We start from the raw sequence: 21,009 nt of genomic DNA, 5'->3' as shown, positions 1-21,009 counted from the left end.
GATATGGAAGTCGCTTAGCTTTATTCCGCCATAGCTCAGTTGGTAGTAGCGCATGACTGTTAATCATGATGTCGTAGGTTCGAGTCCTACTGGCGGAGTAGTTAATTAAAGGAGGTCTTGACCTCTTTTTTGTTATGTAATTAATAATCTATCTCGCACCTAATGACGCGAGATATTTCAGATTTTTATCATTTGTCAACTGTAGTCGGTTGAAGAAAAGCTAAGAACGAGAAAGGACACATTTCGTCCTTTCTTTTTTGATATTTAGAGCGATGAAAATCCATTTTTTGAAGTTTTCAAAGTTCCCAAATCCAAAGGCATTTCGCTTGATAAGTTTAATGAGATTATTAGTCGCTTCTAATTTGGAGTTAGAATAGGGTAGTTGAAGGGCACTGTTTCAGCCTGAGCCTAGAAATTCGACAGTTGAAGTGGAAATGGAAAGCTGATGAGTAATGTCGGTCATAGAAGTCTTTTCAATCAACTTCTGAGCAATCTTTTGGTTGATAATACGAGGAATTTGATGATTTTTCTTGACGATAGAAGTTTCAGACACCATCATTTTCGGACACTGATAGTACTTAAAACGACGCTTTCTAAGTAGAATTCTGGTAGGCATACTAGTTGTTTCAAGGTAAGGAATTTTCGACGGTTTTTGAAAATCATATTTCTTCATTTAACTTCCGCAATCAGGGCAAGATGGGGCGTCGTAGTCCAGTTTATAGATGATTTCCTTATCTGTACCCCTATTATGATATCCATAATTTAGAAATTAGGTATGGAATTTTTTCTACAATAAAATAGGCTCCATAAGATCCATATGGGATTTACCGACTACAAATACTATAGTTACTTTTCTTTTTAATAATTATTAAGTGCTTCATTTCTATTCAATCACTTCATAGTTCTGACTCAAGTTCGTTGAAGAACTCTGGAGAAATATTTATTACTATTGAAATAAAACAGGATAATTTATTCAATCATTTATAGGAAATTTTTTATTTTTAGGGATTTAATAGTTTGTTTTTGATGTAAGATATTTATCTCTATTCTGTCAACTTTTTCTATTTTTTATCTTGTTGAGGTTGGTATTTTAACAATTCAGGAATTATTAATGATTAATTAAAATTTTTTGTTAGAATAAGGTCATAAAAGGTAAAGGAGTGTATGCTTATGCTACAAAGTATTTATGAGCAGATGACGGATTTTTATAGAAATATTGAAGAAGAGTATGGTACTGTATTTGGTGATAATTTTGATTGGGAACATTTCCATTTTAAATTTTTGATTTATTATTTAGTGAGATATGGTATTGGGTGTCGTAGGGATTTTATCGTTTATCATTATCGTGTTGCTTATCGTTTGTATCTTGAAAAGATGATAATGAATCGAGGTTTTATTTCTTGTTGAGGTAATTTTAGTAAATTTCCGAACAAACTTACTTTTTCATGGCAATATAACAATAAATAGCTGGTAATTTTTCTAAATCATTTTTTAATAGTTGGAAATAGCAAATCTTTCTATTGTTTCTTCTTGATAAAAAGGCGATTTTTTCTTATAATAAATTGTAAGATATAATTGCAGGTGAGATTCCTGCCATGTATGTGAGAAAGGAAGAGCCTGAGGGCTCAGACAAGATTATGACTTCAGTTGTTGTTGTAGGTACCCAATGGGGTGATGAAGGTAAAGGGAAGATTACGGACTTCCTTTCAGCGAATGCAGAAGTGATTGCACGTTACCAAGGTGGTGATAATGCAGGTCACACGATTGTGATTGATGGTAAGAAGTTTAAATTGCACTTGATTCCATCTGGGATTTTCTTCCCTGAAAAAATCTCTGTTATCGGGAATGGTATGGTTGTAAATCCTAAATCTCTTGTAAAAGAGTTGAACTATCTTCATGAGGAAGGTGTAACAACTGATAATTTGCGTATTTCTGATCGTGCGCATGTTATTTTGCCTTATCATATCGAGTTAGACCGTTTGCAAGAAGAAGCTAAGGGCGACAATAAGATTGGTACTACAATCAAGGGAATTGGTCCAGCTTATATGGACAAGGCTGCTCGTGTGGGAATTCGTATCGCAGATCTTTTGGATAAAGACATTTTCCGTGAGCGTTTAGAACGTAACCTTGCTGAAAAGAATCGTCTTTTTGAAAAATTGTATGATAGTAAAGCGATTGCTTTCGATGATATTTTTGAAGAGTATTACGAATATGGTCAACAAATCAAGAAATATGTGACAGATATATCTGTCATCTTGAATGATGCGCTTGATAACGGTAAACGCGTCCTTTTTGAAGGTGCCCAAGGTGTTATGCTAGATATCGACCAAGGTACTTATCCATTTGTTACGTCATCAAACCCTGTGGCTGGTGGTGTGACAATTGGTTCTGGTGTTGGTCCAAGTAAGATTGACAAGGTTGTAGGTGTATGTAAGGCTTATACAAGTCGTGTAGGAGACGGTCCTTTCCCAACTGAGTTGTTTGATGAAGTAGGAGAACGTATCCGTGAAGTAGGTCATGAATATGGTACTACAACTGGTCGTCCACGTCGTGTGGGTTGGTTTGACTCAGTTGTCATGCGTCATAGCCGTCGCGTTTCTGGTATTACTAACCTTTCTTTGAACTCTATCGATGTTTTGAGTGGTTTAGATACAGTGAAAATCTGTGTGGCTTATGATCTGGATGGTCAACGTATTGACTACTATCCAGCTAGTCTTGAGCAATTGAAACGTTGCAAGCCTATCTATGAAGAGTTGCCAGGTTGGTCAGAAGATATCACCGGAGTTCGTAATTTGGAAGATCTTCCTGAGAATGCGCGTAACTATGTTCGTCGTGTGAGTGAATTGGTTGGCGTTCGTATTTCTACTTTCTCAGTAGGTCCTGGTCGTGAACAAACAAATATTTTAGAAAGTGTTTGGTCGTAAGAGATTTTTAAGATTTGTTTAAGATAGGTCGGGTATACTATAGACAGTTACAAGAAGACCTCCTAACTTGTTGTAACAAATATCCTAAACTTTTCTTTTTCATAATAATCTCCCTATAGAGTCACCGCATTCGGTGGCTTTTTTTGTGTTGGGATTCATGATATAATAATAAAATCGAGAAGTAGAAAAAGGGAAATTGATGAATTATACAGTTGAAGAAAAAGAAATCTTTATGAGGGAGGCTTTGAGAGAGGCTGAGATTGCTTTAGAACACGATGAAATTCCAATTGGTTGTGTGATTGTCAAAGATGGGGAAATCATTGGTCGTGGGCATAATGCGCGTGAGGAATTGCAGCGAGCGGTTATGCATGCGGAGATTATGGCAATAGAGAATGCGAACTTGAATGAGGAGAGCTGGCGCTTGCTGGATTGCACGCTTTTTGTGACCATTGAGCCTTGTGTCATGTGTAGTGGGGCGATTGGACTCGCCCGTATTCCAAACGTGGTCTATGGGGCTAAAAACCAGAAATTTGGCGCTGCTGGAAGTTTGTACGATATCTTGACAGATGAGCGTCTCAACCATCGTGTAGAGGTTGAAACGGGAATTTTGGAAGATGAATGCGCAGCTATCATGCAGGACTTTTTTAGAAATAGACGGAAAAAATAATTTTTCTTTTAAAATGAATAGGAATGTGATATAATAAATAGTGGAGCAACAGTTCTGCGTGAAGCGGGTCAGGGGAGGAATCCAGCAGCCCTAAGCGATTTGAATTGTGTGCTCTTTTTTTCGTGCTTTTTCCGAATAAATAAGATAGAATAATCTAGAATAAATGATAATAGAAAAGAGAATATGATGAAAATTCGTGGTTTTGAATTGGTTTCGACTTTTACAGATGAAAATTTATTGCCAAAGCGTGAGACAGCGCATGCGGCTGGTTACGATTTAAAGGTTGCAGTGTGTACGGTTATTTCGCCAGGAGAGATTGTCTTGGTTCCGACAGGAGTTAAGGCTTATATGCAACCGACTGAGGTTCTCTACCTCTATGATCGTTCTTCAAACCCTCGTAAGAAGGGCTTGGTCTTGATTAACTCTGTAGGTGTCATTGATGGGGATTATTATGGAAATCCTGGGAATGAAGGGCATATTTTTGCTCAGATGAAGAATATTACAGATCAAGAAGTTGTTCTTGAAGTTGGAGAACGTGTTGTCCAGGCTATCTTTGCTCCTTTCTTAATTGCAGATGGAGATGCGGCTGATGGCGTTCGAACTGGTGGATTTGGCTCAACTGGTCACTAGGATGAAAATTATCTTTGTACGTCATGGAGAGCCAGATTATTGTGAGTTAGAGGAGCGTTCTTATACGGGATTTGGGATAGATTTGGCACCCTTGTCTGAGAAGGGACGGCAGCAAGCTCAGGAACTGAGCAAAGATCCTTTCCTCTCTTCAGCAGAAATAATCGTATCTTCTGCAGTCACAAGAGCTTTAGAAACGGCTTCTTATGCGGTTTGTGCTACGGGTCTTCCTTTAAGAGTAGAGCCTTTATTACATGAATGGCAGGTCTATGAAAGTGGCACAGATAATTTTGAAAAAGCTCGTACTATGTTTCTAGAAAATAAGGGGGAGTTACTTCCCAATAGTCCTATTCAGTATGAGACAGCTGCGGAGATGAAGTCTCGTTTTCTAGAATGCATGGCTAAATATCGAGATTATCAGACCGTGATAGTGGTGACCCACAACATGCTCATGCGCCAGTTTGTGCCAAATGAGAAGATTGATTGTTGCCAAGTGATTGAGTGTGAGTTAGAGATATAGAAAGAGGTTTATCATCGCAAAGAAAAAAGCGACATTTGTATGTCAAAATTGTGGGTATAATTCCCCTAAATATCTTGGGCGTTGTCCAAACTGTGGGTCTTGGTCTTCCTTTGTAGAAGAGGTTGAGGTTGCCGAGGTAAAGAATGCGCGTGTGTCCTTGACAGGTGAGAAAAGCAAGCCCATGAAACTGGCTGATGTGACTTCCATCAACGTTAATCGAACCAAGACGGAGATGGAGGAATTCAACCGTGTACTTGGAGGCGGAGTGGTACCAGGAAGTCTCGTCCTTATCGGTGGGGATCCTGGTATTGGGAAATCAACCCTTCTTCTACAAGTTTCAACCCAGCTGTCTCAAGTGGGAACTGCTCTCTATGTCAGTGGGGAGGAGTCTGCCCAGCAGATTAAACTGCGAGCAGAGCGCTTGGGAGATATTGATAGCGAGTTTTATCTCTATGCAGAGACTAATATGCAGAGTGTTCGAGCTGAGATAGAGCGGATCCAACCAGACTTTCTCATTATTGATTCCATCCAGACCATCATGTCTCCTGAGATTTCAGGGGTGCAGGGGTCTGTTTCTCAAGTGCGTGAGGTGACAGCTGAACTGATGCAGCTGGCCAAAACCAATAACATTGCCATCTTTATCGTAGGGCATGTGACCAAGGAAGGAACCTTGGCCGGTCCTCGTATGTTGGAGCACATGGTAGATACGGTACTTTACTTTGAAGGGGAACGCCACCATACCTTTCGTATTTTGAGAGCGGTCAAAAACCGTTTTGGTTCCACTAATGAGATTGGGATTTTTGAGATGCAGTCGGGCGGATTGGTTGAGGTTCTCAATCCGAGTCAAGTTTTCCTAGAGGAGCGTCTGGATGGAGCGACTGGTTCGTCAATCGTTGTGACCATGGAAGGGACGCGTCCGATTTTGGCGGAGGTTCAGGCTTTGGTGACACCGACCATGTTTGGAAATGCTAAGCGTACGACGACAGGACTTGATTTTAATCGTGCTAGTCTGATTATGGCTGTTTTGGAAAAGAGGGCAGGTCTTCTCTTGCAAAATCAGGACGCCTATCTTAAATCTGCTGGCGGTGTCAAATTGGATGAACCTGCCATTGACTTGGCCGTTGCAGTTGCCATTGCTTCGAGCTATAAAGACAAGCCAACTAATCCTCAGGAATGTTTTGTTGGAGAGCTTGGTTTGACGGGAGAAATTCGGCGCGTGAATCGTATCGAGCAACGCATCAATGAAGCTGCTAAACTGGGCTTTACTAAGATTTATGTACCGAAAAATTCTTTGACAGGAATCACTCCGCCCAAGGAAATTCAGGTCATTGGTGTGACTACCATTCAGGAGGTTTTGAAAAAGGTCTTTGCATAATCCGTGACAAATCCTCTTAAAAATGATAAGATAGGAGAAATATTTGACCATCAAATTTTCGAGGAGGGAATCATGTCGTATTTTGAACAGTTTATGCAAGCCAATCAGGCTTATGTTGCCCTACATGGGCAGTTAAATCTGCCACTTAAACCCAAAACTAGAGTAGCCATTGTGACCTGTATGGACTCACGTCTGCACGTTGCGCAAGCTCTGGGCTTGGCACTTGGGGATGCTCACATCTTGCGGAATGCAGGTGGTCGAGTGACTGAGGACATGATTCGTTCGCTGGTGATTTCCCAGCAACAGATGGGGACAAGAGAGATTGTGGTGCTGCACCATACAGACTGTGGTGCTCAGACTTTTGAAAATGGTCCTTTTCAGGAGTATTTGAAAGAGGAACTGGGTGTCGACGTGTCAGACCAGGACTTTTTGCCCTTCCAAGATATAGAGGAGAGTGTGCGTGAGGACATGCAAGCCCTTATCGAGTCTCCTCTAATACCAGATGATGTCATTATCTCTGGTGCCATTTACGATGTGGATACAGGAAGTATGACAGTCGTAGAATTATAAATACTTTATTTAGAAAGAAAGTGTATGAAGAAAAACAGTATTTTATTTATTTTTATTTTATTGCTCTGTATTGGTTTACAGTATGAAACCATCTACTATACGGACGGTTCGATGTCAGGTGCGGAATATGGACTAATGGGAGTTTCTATCTTTCTAGCTCTCTTTTACATGATTCCGGCTCTTTATTTCCTTTTCCGTATTGGGAAAAAATGGGAATTGCCAAAGAATGCCCTGATTTTGTCTTTATTGGGTGGGATGTTCTTTTCAGGCTGGTTATCTAGCTTTGCGAATACCTATATCCATGATTTACTAGGTGTTCTTTTCCCAGATAGTGCATTTTTAAATGCCTTTGAAAGTGCTATTGTGGCTCCTTTGGTAGAAGAACCCTTGAAATTGTTGCCACTTATCTTTGTTTTAGCTTTGATTCCTGTACGAAAATTAAAATCTTTGTTTTTACTAGGGATTGCTTCTGGTTTGGGATTCCAAATGATTGAGGATATTGGTTATATTCGTACGGATTTGCCAGAGGGATTTGACTTTACCATTTCGAGAATTTTAGAGCGCATCATCTCAGGAATTGCCTCTCACTGGACTTTTTCAGGTCTGGCTGTAGTGGGTTTTTACTTACTTTACAGAGCCTATAAAGGACAGAAGGTTGGAAAGAAACAGGGGATTATCTTCCTAAGTTTAGCCTTAGGAACTCACTTCTTGTTTAACTCTCCTTTTGTAGAATTAGAGACAGAGTTGCCACTAGCGATTCCAGTAGTTACAGCCATTACTCTCTATGGTTTTTATCAGGCTTATCGCTTTGTTGAGAAGCACAATGAGTTGATGAACTAGAATATTTTTCAAAAGAATGATGCAAGGGCACAAATATGGTGCCCTTCTTTTATTTTTGATTGAAAAATAGTGTAAAAAGCGCTACAATGGTAGATGGAAAATCTTGTGAAAAGCACAAGCGATACATATATACCGGAGGAAATCATGTCTTTTTCTGATTTAAAGCTGTTTGCCCTTTCTTCTAATAAAGAATTGGCAGAACGTGTGGCGCAGGAGATTGGGATAGAGTTGGGGAAATCAAGTGTTCGCCAATTTTCAGATGGAGAGATTCAGGTCAACATCGAAGAATCAATCCGTGGGAAACACGTCTTTATCTTACAATCAACTAGTTCACCTGTAAATGACAATCTGCTTGAAATTTTGATTATGGTAGATGCTTTGAAGCGTGCGAGTGCAGAATCTGTCAATGTTGTCATGCCTTACTATGGGTATGCACGTCAGGATAGAAAGGCGAGAGCGCGTGAGCCAATCACTTCAAAACTTGTCGCAAATATGCTTGAAGTAGCTGGAGTAGATCGCTTATTGACAATCGACTTGCATGCTGCGCAGATTCAAGGATTCTTTGATATTCCTGTGGATCACTTGATGGGAGCTCCTCTGATTGCGGATTATTTTGAGCGTCGCGGTATGGTTGGTTCTGACTATGTGGTTGTCAGCCCAGACCATGGAGGTGTGACTCGTGCTCGTAAATTGGCAGAATTTTTGAAAACATCTATCGCTATCATTGACAAACGTCGTAGCGTTGATAAGATGAATACCAGTGAAGTTATGAACATCATCGGTAAGGTTGAAGGCAAGACTTGTATCTTGATTGATGATATGATTGATACTGCTGGAACGATTTGTCATGCGGCAGATGCCCTTGCGGAAGCTGGTGCTGTTGAAGTCTATGCGAGCTGTACGCACCCAGTTCTTTCTGGTCCTGCTATGGACAATATCCAAAAATCAGCTATCAAGAAATTGGTTGTTTTGGATACTATCTATCTCCCAGAAGAGCGTTTGATCGATAAGATTGAGCAAATTTCAATCGCTCATCTCCTAGGGGATGCTATTGTACGTATCCATGAAAAACGCCCACTTTCTCCACTTTTCAGTATTGAGAAAAAGATTTAATGACCAAGCCTGAGATAATTCTCAGGTTTTTTTCGTCTCTTTTCCGAATAAATAGATAGAGCTAGTGAATCTAGTAAACCTAGATTTAAAAATGTGCTATAATGAAAGGAGAAGAAATATGACTGTGCGTCATCCGGGCATCAGCCCGACCAACGATTTGGTTGCTAAAAAAATCTTTAGCAATCCAGAAATCACTTGTCAATTTATTCGCGATATGCTGGACTTGCCAGCAAAAAATGTGACGATTTTGGAGGGGAGCAATATTCATGTCTTACCTTCCATGCCGTACTCGGCACAGGATTTCTATACAAGTATAGATGTCTTAGCTGAACTAGATAATGGAACTCAAGTAATTATTGAAATTCAAGTTCATCATCAGAATTTTTTCATCAATCGCCTATGGGCTTATTTGTGTAGTCAGGTCAATCAAAACCTAGAAAAAATTCGCCAGCAAGAGGGCAATACTCATCAGAGTTACAAACACATCGCACCAGTATATGCTATCGCTATCGTGGATAGCAATTACTTCTCAGATGATTTGGCCTTCCACAGTTTTAGTATGCGAGAGGACACGACAGGTGAGGCTTTAACCATCACTAACAATGGACAAGAAAACCATCTAGTCAAGATGATGGCGTTCTTGGAACTAAAAAAATACAGAGAAACCAGCAAAGACGAGGTTCGTAAACCGTGGTTGGAGTTTTTTGGGAACAAGCCCTTTACTCAGCGCCCCGAGCGAGCTATCAGCCAGGCAGACCAACTGCTAGACTACAAGAGCTGGTCCGAGGAGGACAGGAAAATGTTTAGTCAACTACGTATGCGTGAAGAACAAGCCTTGTTAGCACAGGACTATGCTTTGGAACAAGCTGAGGAGAAAGGTTTAGAGCGTGGACGAGCAGAGGGAATTGAACAAGGTTTAGAACAGGGACTGGAGCGTGGAAAAGTTGAAGGAAGTTTGTCTATGTTACTAAATCTAGTCTGTCAAGGTCTTCTAACACCTGAAGTTGCGAGTGAACAATTGGGCATGACTGTCGCTGAGTTTGAGGCGTTGTTGTAAGACCATCACCAATAATGGACAAGAACACCATCTGGTCAAGATGGCATTCTTGGAATTAAAAAAATACAGAGAAACCAGCAAAGACAAGGTTCGCAAGCCGTGGTTGGAGTTTTTCGGGAACAAACCTTTTACCCAGCAACCCGAGCGAGCCATCAGCCAGGCAGACCAACTGCTGGACTACAAGAGCTGGTCCGAGGAGGACAGGAAAATGTTTAGTCAACTACGTATGCGCGAAGAACAAGCCTTGTTAGCACATAACTATGCCTTGGAACGAGCTGAAGAAAAAGGCTTAGAACGTGGACGTGCAGAGTGGATTGAAGAGAGGTAAAAGTAGGTTTAGTAAATCTAGTCCATCAAGGCCTTCTGATTTCAGATGTTGCCATCCAGTAATGATTCGAATAGTCGGGAATATAAAGGATTATTGTTCGTTTGATTGAAATAAGTTAGCTTTTATGAGTGATTAGAGTTCAACATTTAAAGTTTGGACTGTTTTCTCCAATATTTTCTTAAAAATAAGATAAAAATTGTTGACACCAATTATTTAAGTGGTATAACGGTGGTAGTAAAGAAAACTCTTTACAATCAAATAAAAAATAAAAGAGGAGATAAAACAATGAAAAAAGTTTTATTGACATCAGTAGCAGCTCTTGCAGTATTTTCTGCAGTAGTGCCAGCATTTGCAGATAACAATGGTGGAGCTAACCTCCCTGGACCATATGATTCACGTGAAGCATATGAAAGCCAATCAGAATTTGTAACTGCTGATAGAGTTAACGAATATGTGGCAGCATATAGTGAAAATATCAATGCAAATAAAGCTGATCTTGAGAAAGCACAAGCTGAATTGGCAAAAGCAGAAAATGCACCAGAAAACTTCACACATAACCGTGATGAACTTTTAGCACCATACAGAAATGTAGTTGTAGCTGCTCAAAAAGCATACGATGCAGAAGTGGCAAAAGTTCGTAACGAAGCGGTGAAACATTTACAAGAAGTTTTCAATTCAGCTCTTAAAAAAGAAGGTAAATACTATATCTTGAACGAAACTCCTGAACAAGCAAACGCTCGTTATTTGAAAGATCACGCTCAAGATGGTCAAAACGGATAAACAGCTCCATCAGCTACTCCAGAACCAGGTAAACCAGGTGCAGTAGAGCAAGCTAAACAAGCAGAAGAAGCAGCTAAACAAGCAGGTGCAACAGCTAAAGCTGGTCAAAAAGCTCTTCCAAAAACACACGCTTCTAAATAATTTATTTATTTAATGAAGTAACTAATCACTGAAACTTCGTTTCAGTGATTTTTTTGATAAAAGTAAATAAATGAGGGAGATAAAAATGAGCAGACGTTCAACTAAAAATAAGTCACCTATGAAGAAAATTATCGCTTCGCTTGTTGCTGTAGCTATTGTCGCTTTAGGAGGTGTATTCCTTTATAAGACATTCTTAGCTCCAACTGATCAGGCGAGTGAAACTAAGGTAGCGCAAACGACACAAAAAATTGATACGACATCAGCAGAGGAAAAAGAATATCTTAAGAATAAGTTCAGTGGTTTGCTGAATACAAACTCTGACACGATTGCCTATGTGTATGCGCCCGGAACAGAGTTGGATGAGCCAGTTGTTCAAACAACTGATAACTCAACTTATTTAGATAAGAGATTTGATGGTGGTCATGAACCTTATATGGGAACAGTGTTTATGGACACAGATAATAAAAAGGATTTTAGTGACCGTTTAACTTGGTTATTTGGTCATGCTCGTGGTAGTAAAGTTGGGGATCATCGTATGTTTAATGATGTGAACTACTATAGTCGTCAAGATTATTTTGATGAACATCCATATGTTGTGATTGAGACTCCAGAGAAAAAGTATTATTATGAAGCAGTTGCTATGATTATAGTACCAGAAGAAACAGCCTTTTATCGCACTTCATTTGATGATGATAAAGATTTTCAAACGCAGTTAACAACTATTTATGAAACAGCTGAAGTTAAGAAACCAAATGTTAAAGTATCAGCTAAAGATAAGTATTTAGTTCTTTCAACTTGTCGTGAAGAAGATGAAACGATTCGTGCGAATCTATATCTTCGTCAAATACCAGACTCAGAAATGAGTGAGTTTGTCAAACAGCACAAAGATCAATTAACGTATAAACCAACAAGATAAATATATAGACTACTACTACAATAGGAATAAATATAGTCTAGCAAGAATAGAAGTTCTTTGCAGTTGAAAAGGATTTCACTTTTATAATTATAAAGCATAAAAACAGAATTTAGTCATGGGCTAAGTTCTGTTTTTTTAAAACTAAATGGCTATATTCGCCAAAAGTATGAAAAATACTTGGTCTGGCTCTTCCCAATGGTATTTTTTGGTGCTTTCCTTTATAATGGGTGTATGGATAAGAAAAAATTATTATTGATTGATGGGTCTTCTGTTGCTTTTCGGGCGTTTTTTGCGCTCTATCAGCAGTTGGACCGTTTTAAGAATGCGGCTGGTTTGCATACCAATGCCATTTATGGCTTTCAGTTGATGTTGAGTCATTTATTGGAACGGGTTGAGCCGAGTCATATTTTGGTGGCTTTTGATGCGGGAAAGACGACCTTCCGTACAGAGATGTATGCGGACTATAAGGGTGGTCGTGCTAAGACTCCTGATGAGTTTCGTGAGCAATTTCCTTTCATTCGTGAGTTGCTGGATCATATGGGGATTCGCCACTATGAGTTGGCTCAATATGAGGCAGATGATATCATCGGGACGCTGGATAAACTAGCTGAGCAGGATGGTTTTGATATTACCATTGTCAGTGGGGACAAGGACTTGATTCAGCTGACGGATGAGCATACGGTGGTTGAGATTTCCAAGAAAGGTGTTGCTGAGTTTGAGGCCTTTACACCAGATTATCTCATGGAAAAGATGGGACTCACACCGACTCAGTTTATCGATCTCAAGGCGCTTATGGGTGATAAGTCGGATAATATCCCTGGGGTGACCAAAATCGGAGAAAAGACGGGTATCAAGCTCTTGCTGGAGCATGGTTCGCTTGAAGGGATTTATGAAAATATCGATGGGATGAAGGCTTCTAAGATGAAGGAAAATCTCATCAATGATAAGGAACAGGCCTTTTTGTCTAAAACACTGGCGACCATTGATACCAAGGCACCGATTGAGATTGGTTTGGAGGATTTGGTTTATAGTGGTCCAGATGTGGAAAATCTTGGGAAATTCTACGATGAGATGGGCTTCAAACAGCTCAAACAGGCTTTAAATGCATCTTCGACTGATGTGGCTGAGAGTTTGGACTTTACTATTGTTGACCAAATCAGTCAAGATATGCTGAATGAAGAGTCTATCTTCCATTTTGAGCTTTTTGGTGAAAATTATCATACGGATGATTTGATTGGATTTGCCTGGTCTTGTGGGGAAAAGCTCTATGCTACAGACAAGCTTGAACTTTTGCAAGAGCCGATTTTTAAGGATTTTCTAGAAAAAACACCTTTGAGAGTGTATGACTTTAAGAAGGCTAAAGTTCTCTTAAATCGTTATGATGTGAATTTGCAGGCGCCTGCTTTTGACGGCCGTTTGGCTAAATACCTCCTTTCGACTGTGGAGGACAATGAAATTACGACTATCGCTAGTCTTTATGGCCAGACTTATTTGGTTGATGATGAGACCTTCTATGGTAAGGGTGTCAAAAAGGCCATTCCTGAACGCGAGAAATTCTTGGAACATTTGGCTCGTAAGCTTGCTGTATTGGTTGAGACAGAGCCTGTTTTACTTGAGAAACTCAGCGAAAATGGTCAGTTAGAGCTTCTTTATGATATAGAGCAACCTCTGGCTTTTGTCCTTGCCAAGATGGAAATTGCTGGGATTACGGTCAAGAAAGAGACCTTGCTTGAGATGCAGGCTGAAAATGAGCTTGTTATTGAAAAACTGACTCAAGAGATTTACGAGTTGGCTGGTGAGGAGTTTAATATCAACTCGCCTAAGCAGTTGGGCGTACTTCTTTTTGAAAAATTGGGACTTCCTCTAGAGTACACTAAGAAAACCAAGACAGGTTATTCGACAGCGGTGGATGTGTTGGAGCGCCTTGCTCCTATAGCGCCGATTGTTAAGAAAATCCTGGATTACCGTCAGATTGCTAAGATTCAGTCTACTTATGTGATTGGCTTGCAGGACTGGATTTTGGCTGATGGCAAGATTCATACTCGCTATGTTCAGGATTTGACCCAGACAGGGCGTTTGTCTAGTGTGGATCCAAACTTGCAAAATATTCCTGTTCGTTTGGAGCAAGGCCGTCTCATTCGTAAGGCTTTTGTGCCTGAGTGGGAGGATAGTGTGTTGCTCAGCTCTGACTATTCACAGATTGAATTGCGTGTTTTGGCTCATATTTCTAAGGATGAACACTTGATTAAGGCCTTCCAAGAGGGGGCAGATATCCATACCTCGACAGCCATGCGTGTCTTTGGAATTGAACGTCCTGAGGATGTGACTCCGAATGACCGTCGTAATGCCAAGGCGGTTAACTTTGGAGTGGTTTACGGGATTTCAGACTTTGGCTTGTCTAATAATCTGGGCATCAGCCGTAAAGAAGCAAAAGCCTATATTGATACTTACTTTGAACGCTTCCCAGGTATTAAAAACTACATGGATGAGGTGGTGCGTGAGGCGCGTGATAAGGGCTATGTAGAGACCCTCTTCAAGCGTCGTCGTGAGTTGCCAGATATCAATTCGCGTAACTTTAACATTCGTGGTTTTGCGGAGCGGACTGCTATCAACTCTCCTATTCAGGGATCTGCGGCAGATATTCTCAAGATTGCTATGATCCAGCTAGATAAGGCTCTAGTTGAAGGTGGTTATCAGACCAAGATGTTGTTACAAGTGCACGATGAAATCGTCCTTGAAGTGCCTAAATCGGAACTAGCAGAGATGAAAAAATTGGTCAAACAAACCATGGAAGAAGCCATCCAACTCAGTGTTCCCCTCATCGCAGATGAAAATGAAGGGGCAACCTGGTATGAGGCTAAATAAAAAGGGGGCTAGTCCTCTTTTTTGTAGTCAAAATCTGCAAGCCTTTTCAAATTGTGCTATACTGATGAAAAAGGAGAATTTCTATGAGTCAAGAATTTATCAATCCAAGTGATGGCGTGATTCGTCAGTATCTCGCAACGAGTAAAACCCTTGCTGTTGTGGGTTTGTCAGACCGTGAGGAAACAACCAGCAATCGAGTGACCAAGGAGATGCAGGCTCGGGGTTATAAAATTATCCCTGTCAATCCCAAGGCAGCAGGTGGCGAAATCTTGGGTGAAAAGGCTTATGCCAGCCTCGCTGAGATTCCTTTTCCTGTAGACATTGTCAATGTTTACCGTCGCAGCGAGTTTTTGCCAGATGTAGCGCGTGATTTTCTCAAGGCTGATGCTAAGATTTTTTGGGCACAGCTAGGACTTGAAAGTCTAGAAGCGGAAGAAATCTTGCGTGCTGGTGGATGCGAGGACATCGTGATGAATCGTTGCATCAAGAGAGAACATACTCGCTTGATTGAGGAAGCATAAGAAAAGGTAGCTGGTGGGCTACCTTTTGTGTTAGAAAATGCCTATAAGGGTCTGCATACCGAGGCTGGTGAGGATGATGGCAATCCAGCAGACGGCTCCGAGAACAATGGATTTTCCACTGGATTTGACCATAGCGACCAGATTTGTTTTGAGACCGATGGCACTCATGGCCATGATAATGAAGAATTTGGAGAGTTGTTTGAGTGGGGTAAAGAAATTACTGGACACACCAAGAGAGGTCAGAAGGGTGGTTAGGAGCGATGCAAGGATGAAGTAAAGGATAAAAAGTGGGAAGACTTTTTTCAGTTGCAATCCTTGCTTATTTTTTTGCTTGCGACTTTGCCAGTAGGAGAGAAAGAGAGTGATGGGGATAATAGCCAGAGTCCGCGTAAGTTTGACAATAGTTGCTGATTCGAGGGTATTGGTCTGGTAGAGGCTGTCCCAGGCGCTGGCTGTAGCTGTTACAGAGGAAGTATCATTGACCGCAGTTCCTGCAAAGAGGGCGAAGCCTTCATTTGATAAGTGAAGCCAGGTGCCTAGAGTTGGAAAGATGAGTGCAGCCAAGACATTGAAGAAAAAGATAACGGAAATGGCTTGGGCTACTTCTTTTTCCTTGGCATGGATAACAGGTGCTGTCGCAGCAATAGCCGAACCACCGCAGATAGAAGAACCCACTCCAATCAAGGTAGCCAGTTTTGTGTCCAGTGCAAAGAAGCGCTGGAAGAGGTAGGCAACAATCAAGGCTATTGAGATAGTGGACAGGATGACAGGGAGCGAAGATTGCCCAACTGCGAAGACTTGCGAGATATTGAGACCAAAACCAAGCAAAATAACAGCATATTGGAGCAATTTCTTGGAACTAAAGGTCAATCCTGCGTCTAGTTGTTTGTATGGTGAGAGCCAGGGGTGGAGGAGCATTCCAGCAAAAATTGCAAAAACAGGTGCACCCACGACGGGGAAAAGTCCTCCTAGAAACCAAGATACGATAGAAATGAGAAGGCAGGCCAAGATTCCTGCTCCATTTTTTGATAGAAATGACATACAAACCTCCAAATAGAATCTGTTACCATTATAGACCTGTAAAGAGGAAAAGTAAAATAGAAAGTGGAAAGCTATTCTCTAATGTATTTTTGCGGTCGGGGGGCTTTTGTAGTATAATAGAGATACGTTTTGAAAGTAGGAGGTATCTATGGACTTAACTAAGCGCTTTAATAAACAGTTAGATAAGATTCAAGTTTCGTTGATTCGTCAGTTTGACCAGGCTATTTCTGAGATTCCTGGGGTCTTGCGTTTGACCTTGGGGGAACCTGATTTTATAACGCCAGACCATGTCAAGGAGGCGGCTAAGCGAGCGATTGACCAGAACCAATCCTACTATACAGGGATGAGTGGTCTGCTGACTTTACGTCAGGCGGCCAGTGATTTTGTTAAGGAAAAGTACCAACTGGACTATGCTCCTGAAAATGAAATCTTGGTTACAATTGGGGCGACAGAGGCCTTATCTGCTACTTTGACAGCTATTTTGGAAGAGGGAGACAAGGTGCTTTTGCCAGCTCCTGCTTATCCGGGTTATGAACCGATTGTCAATCTAGTTGGGGCAGAGATTGTCGAGATTGACACAACTGAAAATGGTTTTGTCTTGACTCCAGGGATGTTGGAAAAGGCCATTTTGGAGCAGGGTGACAAGCTCAAGGCGGTTATTCTCAACTATCCAGCCAATCCGACAGGGATTACCTATAGTCGGGAGCAGTTGGAAGCCTTGGCAGCTGTTTTACGCAAGTATGAGATTTTCGTTGTCTGTGATGAGGTTTACTCAGAATTGACCTACACAGGGCAAGCCCATGTATCTTTGGGAACTATGTTGAGAGATCAGGCTATTATTATCAATGGTTTGTCTAAATCGCATGCTATGACAGGTTGGCGTTTGGGTCTGATTTTCGCTCCTGCAGCCTTTACAGCCCAGTTGATTAAGAGTCACCAGTACTTGGTTACTGCCGCAAATACCATGGCGCAACACGCTGCGGTGGAAGCCTTAACAGCTGGTAAAGATGATGCAGAACCTATGAAGAAAAAGTATATCCAGCGTCGGGACTACATTATCGAGAAAATGACTGCTCTTGGATTTGAGATTATCAAACCAGACGGTGCCTTCTATATCTTTGCTAAGATTCCTGCGGGTTACACTCAAAATTCCTTTGCTTTTCTGAAGGATTTTGCTCAGAAGAAGGCCGTTGCCTTTATCCCTGGCGCCGCCTTTGGGCGTTACGGGGAAGGCTATGTTCGCCTGTCTTATGCAGCCAGCATGGAGACTATCAAAGAAGCCATGAAACGACTTGAGGAGTACATGAGAGAAGCATGATTCAGTCTATCACGAGTCAAGGATTGGTGCTCTACAATCGTAACTTTCGTGAGGATGATAAGCTAGTCAAGATTTTTACAGAGCAGGCTGGCAAGCGCATGTTTTTCGTCAAACACGCTGGTCAGTCCAAACTGGCTCCTGTTATTCAACCCTTGGTGCTGGCACGATTTCTCTTGCGAATCAATGATGACGGTCTCAGCTACATCGAGGACTATCATGAGGTCATGACCTTTCCCAAGATTAATAGCGATCTCTTTGTCATGGCCTATGCGACCTATGTAGCAGCTCTTGCAGATGCTAGTTTGCAGGACAATCAGCAGGATGCTCCCTTGTTTGCTTTTTTGCAAAAGACTTTGGAGTTGATGGAAGAGGGTTTGGATTATCAGGTTTTGACCAATATTTTTGAAATTCAAATCTTGACTCGATTTGGGATTAGCCTCAATTTTAATGAGTGTATCTTCTGCCATCGGGTCGGTCAGGCTTTTGACTTTTCTTTCAAATATGGAGCCTGCCTTTGTCCAGAGCATTATCATGAAGATGAGAGACGTTGCCATCTCAATCCCAATATCCCTTATCTGCTCAATCAGTTTCAAGCCATTGAGTTTGAGACCTTGGAGACCATTTCGCTCAAGCCTGAAATCAAGCAAGAGCTACGCCAATTTATGGATCAACTCTACGAAGAGTACGTTGGGATTCACTTAAAATCAAAGAAATTTATTGATTCCCTAGCAGACTGGGGTCAATTACTAAAAGAGGAAAAGAAATGAAAAAAATCGCAGTAGATGCAATGGGGGGCGATTATGCACCTCAGGCCATCGTTGAGGGGGTAAATCAAGCCCTGGCTGACTTTTCAGATATTGAGGTTCAACTCTATGGAGATGAAGCTAAAATCAAGCAATATCTGACAGCGACAGAGCGCGTCAGCATTATCCATACGGATGAAAAGATTGATTCAGACGATGAACCTACGAGAGCTATTCGGAAGAAGAAAAATGCCAGTATGGTATTGGCAGCCAAGGCTGTCAAAGAGGGTGAAGCAGACGCTGTCCTCTCGGCTGGGAATACAGGTGCTTTGTTGGCGGCTGGATTCTTCATCGTGGGTCGTATCAAGAATATCGACCGTCCTGGGCTTATGTCGACCTTGCCGACTGTAGATGGGAAGGGTTTTGACATGCTGGACCTCGGTGCCAATGCGGAGAATACAGCCCAGCACCTCCATCAATACGCTGTCCTCGGTTCCTTCTATGCTAAAAATGTCCGCGGTATTGCGCAACCACGTGTTGGCTTGCTTAACAATGGAACAGAAAGTAGTAAGGGTGACCCACTTCGTAAGGAGACTTATGAATTACTAGCAGCTGATGAAAGTTTGAACTTTATCGGAAACGTGGAAGCGCGTGATTTGATGAATAGCGTTGCGGATGTTGTCGTGGCAGATGGTTTCACGGGAAACGCTGTGCTCAAGTCCATTGAAGGGACAGCCATGGGAATTATGGGCTTGCTCAAGACCGCTATTACAGGTGGTGGTCTTCGAGCGAAACTAGGCGCCCTTCTTCTCAAGGATAGCCTCAGAGGTTTGAAAAAACAGCTTAACTATTCAGATGTTGGTGGAGCGGTCTTATTTGGTGTCAAGGCACCAGTTGTCAAGACTCATGGCTCAAGCGATGCCAAGGCTGTTTATAGTACAATCCGCCAGATTCGTACCATGCTAGAGACAGACGTAGTTGCCCAGACTGCGCGTGAATTTTCAGGAGAATAAAAGAGATGACAGAAAAAGAAATTTTTGACCGTATTGTGACCATTATCCAAGAGCGACAGGGAGAGGACTTTGTCGTGACCGAAGCTTTGAGTCTAAAAGATGATTTGGATGCTGACTCAGTTGACTTGATGGAGTTTATCTTGACACTGGAAGATGAATTTAGTATCGAAATCAGTGACGAGGAAATTGATCAACTGCAGAGTGTAGGAGATGTGGTAGAGGTCGTCAAAAGTAAAGAATAGCAAGAAGCAACATGCAAGTCGTGTTGCTTTTTTATTATGCGACTATTAGTCCGTCTCGCTCCGCTAGGTGCGAGACAAAAAAACCACCCGCTATGCGGGTGCGCGTCGAAGGTTATACCTCAAAAACTCCAAACGCGATACAATAAAGGTGTTCAAGCCAATTGTAAAGTGAAAGGAGAAAAATATGGCACAAAAAGCACATAGTTTATCACACATAAAGTGGATGTGTAAATATCACATTGTGTTCACCCCTAAGTATAGACGAAAAGTAATCTATAATCAATATCGAAGTAGTTTAGGAGAAATATTTCATCGCTTGTGTAGTTATAAAGGAGTTGAAATTATCGAGGGTCACTTAATGCCAGACCATGTACATATGTTAGTTAGTATTCCACCAAGGATAAGTGTTTCAAGTTTCATGGGGGATTTAAAAGGTAAAAGTGCACTCATGATGTTTGACAAACACGCCAATCTCAAGTATAAGTTTGAGAATCGGCATTTTTGGGCGGAAGGTTATTATGTGAGTACGGTTGGACTCAATGAAGCCACAATTAATAAGTATATTCAAGAGCAGGAAAAGCATGATATAGCACTAGATAAATTGAGTGTAAAAGAATATGAGGATCCCTTTAGGGATAGTGGTAAGTAATACAAAAGCCTCTTTAAGAGGCAAGTGACGAGTCAAGAGCAATGAGGCTTGAACAACGTGAAAGCCAGCGTCTTTAGGCGCTGGCTGGTAATTTGGGTTTATAGCCCTGGTTCAAACCACCCGTTAGACGGGTGGTCATGATTGTCAGGAAAAATAAAAAATTTAGAACTTTTAGTGGGAATTACGAATAGATAGATAAGGAAGAAAAAGGAGGAATATTTATGTATAGTGGATTGAAACTAAAATAGTATACTACAATCGCTAAAACATTTTTAGAAATTAATTTAACTTTCCTAACCGATTTGTTCACATCTTATTTCAATCTACTGTATGTGACCGGTTTTTATCCGTAGTTCATTAAATTATTTTTCAAATAAAATTTAATTAATTGTACATTTTCGAATTATTTTTCGAATAAATAAGTGAGAGGAAAAGGAAAGGAGCCTAGTTCATGTTTATATCAATGTTCTACCCATGGTTCACTGAGTTATTTTTTAAATAAATTTAATTTAGTTGTACATTTTTGAATTGTTTTTCGAATAGATAAGTAAGAGGAAAAAGAAAGGAGCCTAGTTCATGTATCTACCAATTTTTTATCCGTGGTTTACTAAATTATTTTTCAAATAAATTTAATTTCGTTGTACATTTTCGAATTATTTTTCGAATAAATAAGTAAGAAAGAAAAGGAAGGAGATTAGAAATGCTTATTTCAGTTATTTATCCAATCTGGCTATTTAAGTGGCTTAGAGTATAAACATT

Annotated in this window: 20 protein-coding genes, 1 tRNA gene, 1 other RNA gene and 3 pseudogenes; 23 read left to right on the top strand and 2 right to left on the bottom strand. The window is 40.9% G+C overall.

Features of this window, described 5'->3' with window-relative positions; translation table 11 throughout:
• The first annotated feature begins 24 nt into the window (after nt 1–24).
• A tRNA-Asn gene (locus tag HT717_RS07545) sits at nt 25–98 on the top strand.
• 122 nt (nt 99–220) lie between these two features.
• On the opposite strand, the pseudogene HT717_RS07540 reads toward HT717_RS07545, so the two are convergent.
• Nucleotides 221–759 (bottom strand): annotated as a pseudogene (locus tag HT717_RS07540) (transposase family protein).
• 411 nt (nt 760–1,170) lie between these two features.
• Here HT717_RS07540 and comW point away from each other — a divergent pair.
• The 17 genes and pseudogenes from comW to HT717_RS07460 all read left to right on the top strand — a co-directional run bounded on the left by comW (nt 1,171) and on the right by HT717_RS07460 (nt 15,244).
• Complete coding sequence (gene comW / locus HT717_RS07535) at nt 1,171–1,407, top strand: sigma(X)-activator ComW (protein ID WP_049538978.1); 237 nt, start codon at nt 1,171–1,173, stop codon at nt 1,405–1,407.
• A 230-nt stretch (nt 1,408–1,637) separates the two neighbouring features.
• Nucleotides 1,638–2,924, top strand: a complete 1,287-nt coding sequence (locus tag HT717_RS07530; protein WP_049538989.1) for an adenylosuccinate synthase — start codon at nt 1,638–1,640, stop codon at nt 2,922–2,924.
• Between the two features lie 199 nt (nt 2,925–3,123).
• The gene (gene tadA / locus HT717_RS07525) at nt 3,124–3,591 is read left to right on the top strand and encodes a tRNA adenosine(34) deaminase TadA (RefSeq protein ID WP_049538981.1); all 468 of its coding nucleotides are present in this window, start codon (nt 3,124–3,126) and stop codon (nt 3,589–3,591) included.
• Between the two features lie 32 nt (nt 3,592–3,623).
• An RNA gene (gene ffs / locus HT717_RS07520) (signal recognition particle sRNA small type) lies at nt 3,624–3,721 on the top strand.
• Between the two features lie 56 nt (nt 3,722–3,777).
• Nucleotides 3,778–4,221, top strand: a complete 444-nt coding sequence (locus tag HT717_RS07515) for a dUTP diphosphatase (protein ID WP_049538983.1) — start codon at nt 3,778–3,780, stop codon at nt 4,219–4,221.
• On the top strand, nt 4,181–4,738 hold the full coding sequence (locus HT717_RS07510) for a histidine phosphatase family protein (RefSeq protein WP_162489569.1): 558 nt from the start codon (nt 4,181–4,183) through the stop codon (nt 4,736–4,738). The genes HT717_RS07515 and HT717_RS07510 overlap by 41 nt, the downstream gene beginning before the upstream one ends.
• Nucleotides 4,739–4,748: 10 nt before the next feature.
• On the top strand, nt 4,749–6,113 hold the full coding sequence (gene radA, locus HT717_RS07505) for a DNA repair protein RadA (RefSeq protein ID WP_173304904.1): 1,365 nt from the start codon (nt 4,749–4,751) through the stop codon (nt 6,111–6,113).
• Between the two features lie 72 nt (nt 6,114–6,185).
• Complete coding sequence (locus HT717_RS07500; protein WP_000119802.1) at nt 6,186–6,683, top strand: carbonic anhydrase; 498 nt, start codon at nt 6,186–6,188, stop codon at nt 6,681–6,683.
• Nucleotides 6,684–6,707: 24 nt separating this feature from the next.
• Nucleotides 6,708–7,523, top strand: a complete 816-nt coding sequence (locus HT717_RS07495) for a PrsW family glutamic-type intramembrane protease (protein WP_049538985.1) — start codon at nt 6,708–6,710, stop codon at nt 7,521–7,523.
• Between the two features lie 144 nt (nt 7,524–7,667).
• Nucleotides 7,668–8,636 carry a ribose-phosphate diphosphokinase gene (locus HT717_RS07490; RefSeq protein WP_000010158.1) on the top strand — a complete coding sequence of 323 codons (969 nt, stop codon included), beginning with the start codon at nt 7,668–7,670 and terminating at the stop codon, nt 8,634–8,636.
• Between the two features lie 118 nt (nt 8,637–8,754).
• The gene (locus tag HT717_RS07485) at nt 8,755–9,693 is read left to right on the top strand and encodes an Rpn family recombination-promoting nuclease/putative transposase (RefSeq protein ID WP_173304902.1); all 939 of its coding nucleotides are present in this window, start codon (nt 8,755–8,757) and stop codon (nt 9,691–9,693) included.
• A 1-nt stretch (nt 9,694) separates the two neighbouring features.
• Nucleotides 9,695–10,083, top strand: a pseudogene (locus HT717_RS09960) (hypothetical protein); the annotation flags it as partial.
• Between the two features lie 223 nt (nt 10,084–10,306).
• Nucleotides 10,307–10,801, top strand: coding sequence for a hypothetical protein (locus HT717_RS07475; RefSeq protein WP_053092701.1), 495 nt, complete (start codon nt 10,307–10,309; stop codon nt 10,799–10,801).
• A 93-nt stretch (nt 10,802–10,894) separates the two neighbouring features.
• Nucleotides 10,895–10,942 (top strand): annotated as a pseudogene (locus HT717_RS10055) (LPKTxAVK-anchored surface protein); the annotation flags it as partial.
• Between the two features lie 85 nt (nt 10,943–11,027).
• Nucleotides 11,028–11,858: a class B sortase, LPKTxAVK-specific gene (gene srtB / locus HT717_RS07470; RefSeq protein WP_049540724.1), complete on the top strand. Its 831-nt coding sequence runs from the start codon at nt 11,028–11,030 to the stop codon at nt 11,856–11,858.
• 231 nt (nt 11,859–12,089) lie between these two features.
• Entirely contained in the window at nt 12,090–14,723 is a 2,634-nt protein-coding gene (polA, locus tag HT717_RS07465) for a DNA polymerase I (protein WP_049540726.1), read from the top strand.
• Between the two features lie 83 nt (nt 14,724–14,806).
• Nucleotides 14,807–15,244: a CoA-binding protein gene (locus tag HT717_RS07460; RefSeq protein WP_173304900.1), complete on the top strand. Its 438-nt coding sequence runs from the start codon at nt 14,807–14,809 to the stop codon at nt 15,242–15,244.
• Between the two features lie 30 nt (nt 15,245–15,274).
• Here HT717_RS07460 and HT717_RS07455 read toward each other — a convergent pair whose 3' ends face one another.
• Entirely contained in the window at nt 15,275–16,285 is a 1,011-nt protein-coding gene (locus tag HT717_RS07455; protein ID WP_173304897.1) for a YeiH family protein, read from the bottom strand.
• A gap of 148 nt (nt 16,286–16,433) precedes the next feature.
• Here HT717_RS07455 and HT717_RS07450 point away from each other — a divergent pair, with 148 nt between their 5' ends.
• The 5 genes from HT717_RS07450 to tnpA all read left to right on the top strand — a co-directional run bounded on the left by HT717_RS07450 (nt 16,434) and on the right by tnpA (nt 20,250).
• The gene (locus tag HT717_RS07450) at nt 16,434–17,603 is read left to right on the top strand and encodes a pyridoxal phosphate-dependent aminotransferase (protein ID WP_173304894.1); all 1,170 of its coding nucleotides are present in this window, start codon (nt 16,434–16,436) and stop codon (nt 17,601–17,603) included.
• Nucleotides 17,600–18,370: a DNA repair protein RecO gene (recO, locus tag HT717_RS07445; protein WP_173304892.1), complete on the top strand. Its 771-nt coding sequence runs from the start codon at nt 17,600–17,602 to the stop codon at nt 18,368–18,370. The genes HT717_RS07450 and recO overlap by 4 nt, the downstream gene beginning before the upstream one ends.
• Nucleotides 18,367–19,359, top strand: coding sequence for a phosphate acyltransferase PlsX (gene plsX, locus HT717_RS07440; protein WP_173304890.1), 993 nt, complete (start codon nt 18,367–18,369; stop codon nt 19,357–19,359). Before recO ends, plsX begins: the two co-directional genes overlap by 4 nt.
• A gap of 5 nt (nt 19,360–19,364) precedes the next feature.
• Nucleotides 19,365–19,601 (top strand): acyl carrier protein, encoded by a 237-nt coding sequence (locus HT717_RS07435; protein WP_173304888.1) that lies wholly within the window; start codon nt 19,365–19,367, stop codon nt 19,599–19,601.
• A gap of 184 nt (nt 19,602–19,785) precedes the next feature.
• On the top strand, nt 19,786–20,250 hold the full coding sequence (tnpA, locus tag HT717_RS07430) for an IS200/IS605 family transposase (protein ID WP_173304886.1): 465 nt from the start codon (nt 19,786–19,788) through the stop codon (nt 20,248–20,250).
• The last annotated feature ends 759 nt before the right edge of the window (nt 20,251–21,009 follow it).

This window comes from Streptococcus sp. 959, from assembly GCF_013277075.1.
Classification (GTDB): Bacteria; Bacillota; Bacilli; order Lactobacillales; family Streptococcaceae; genus Streptococcus; species Streptococcus pseudopneumoniae_C.
Note: the sequence above shows the minus strand (reverse complement) of the source record. Positions and strands in the feature narration are given on the sequence as shown.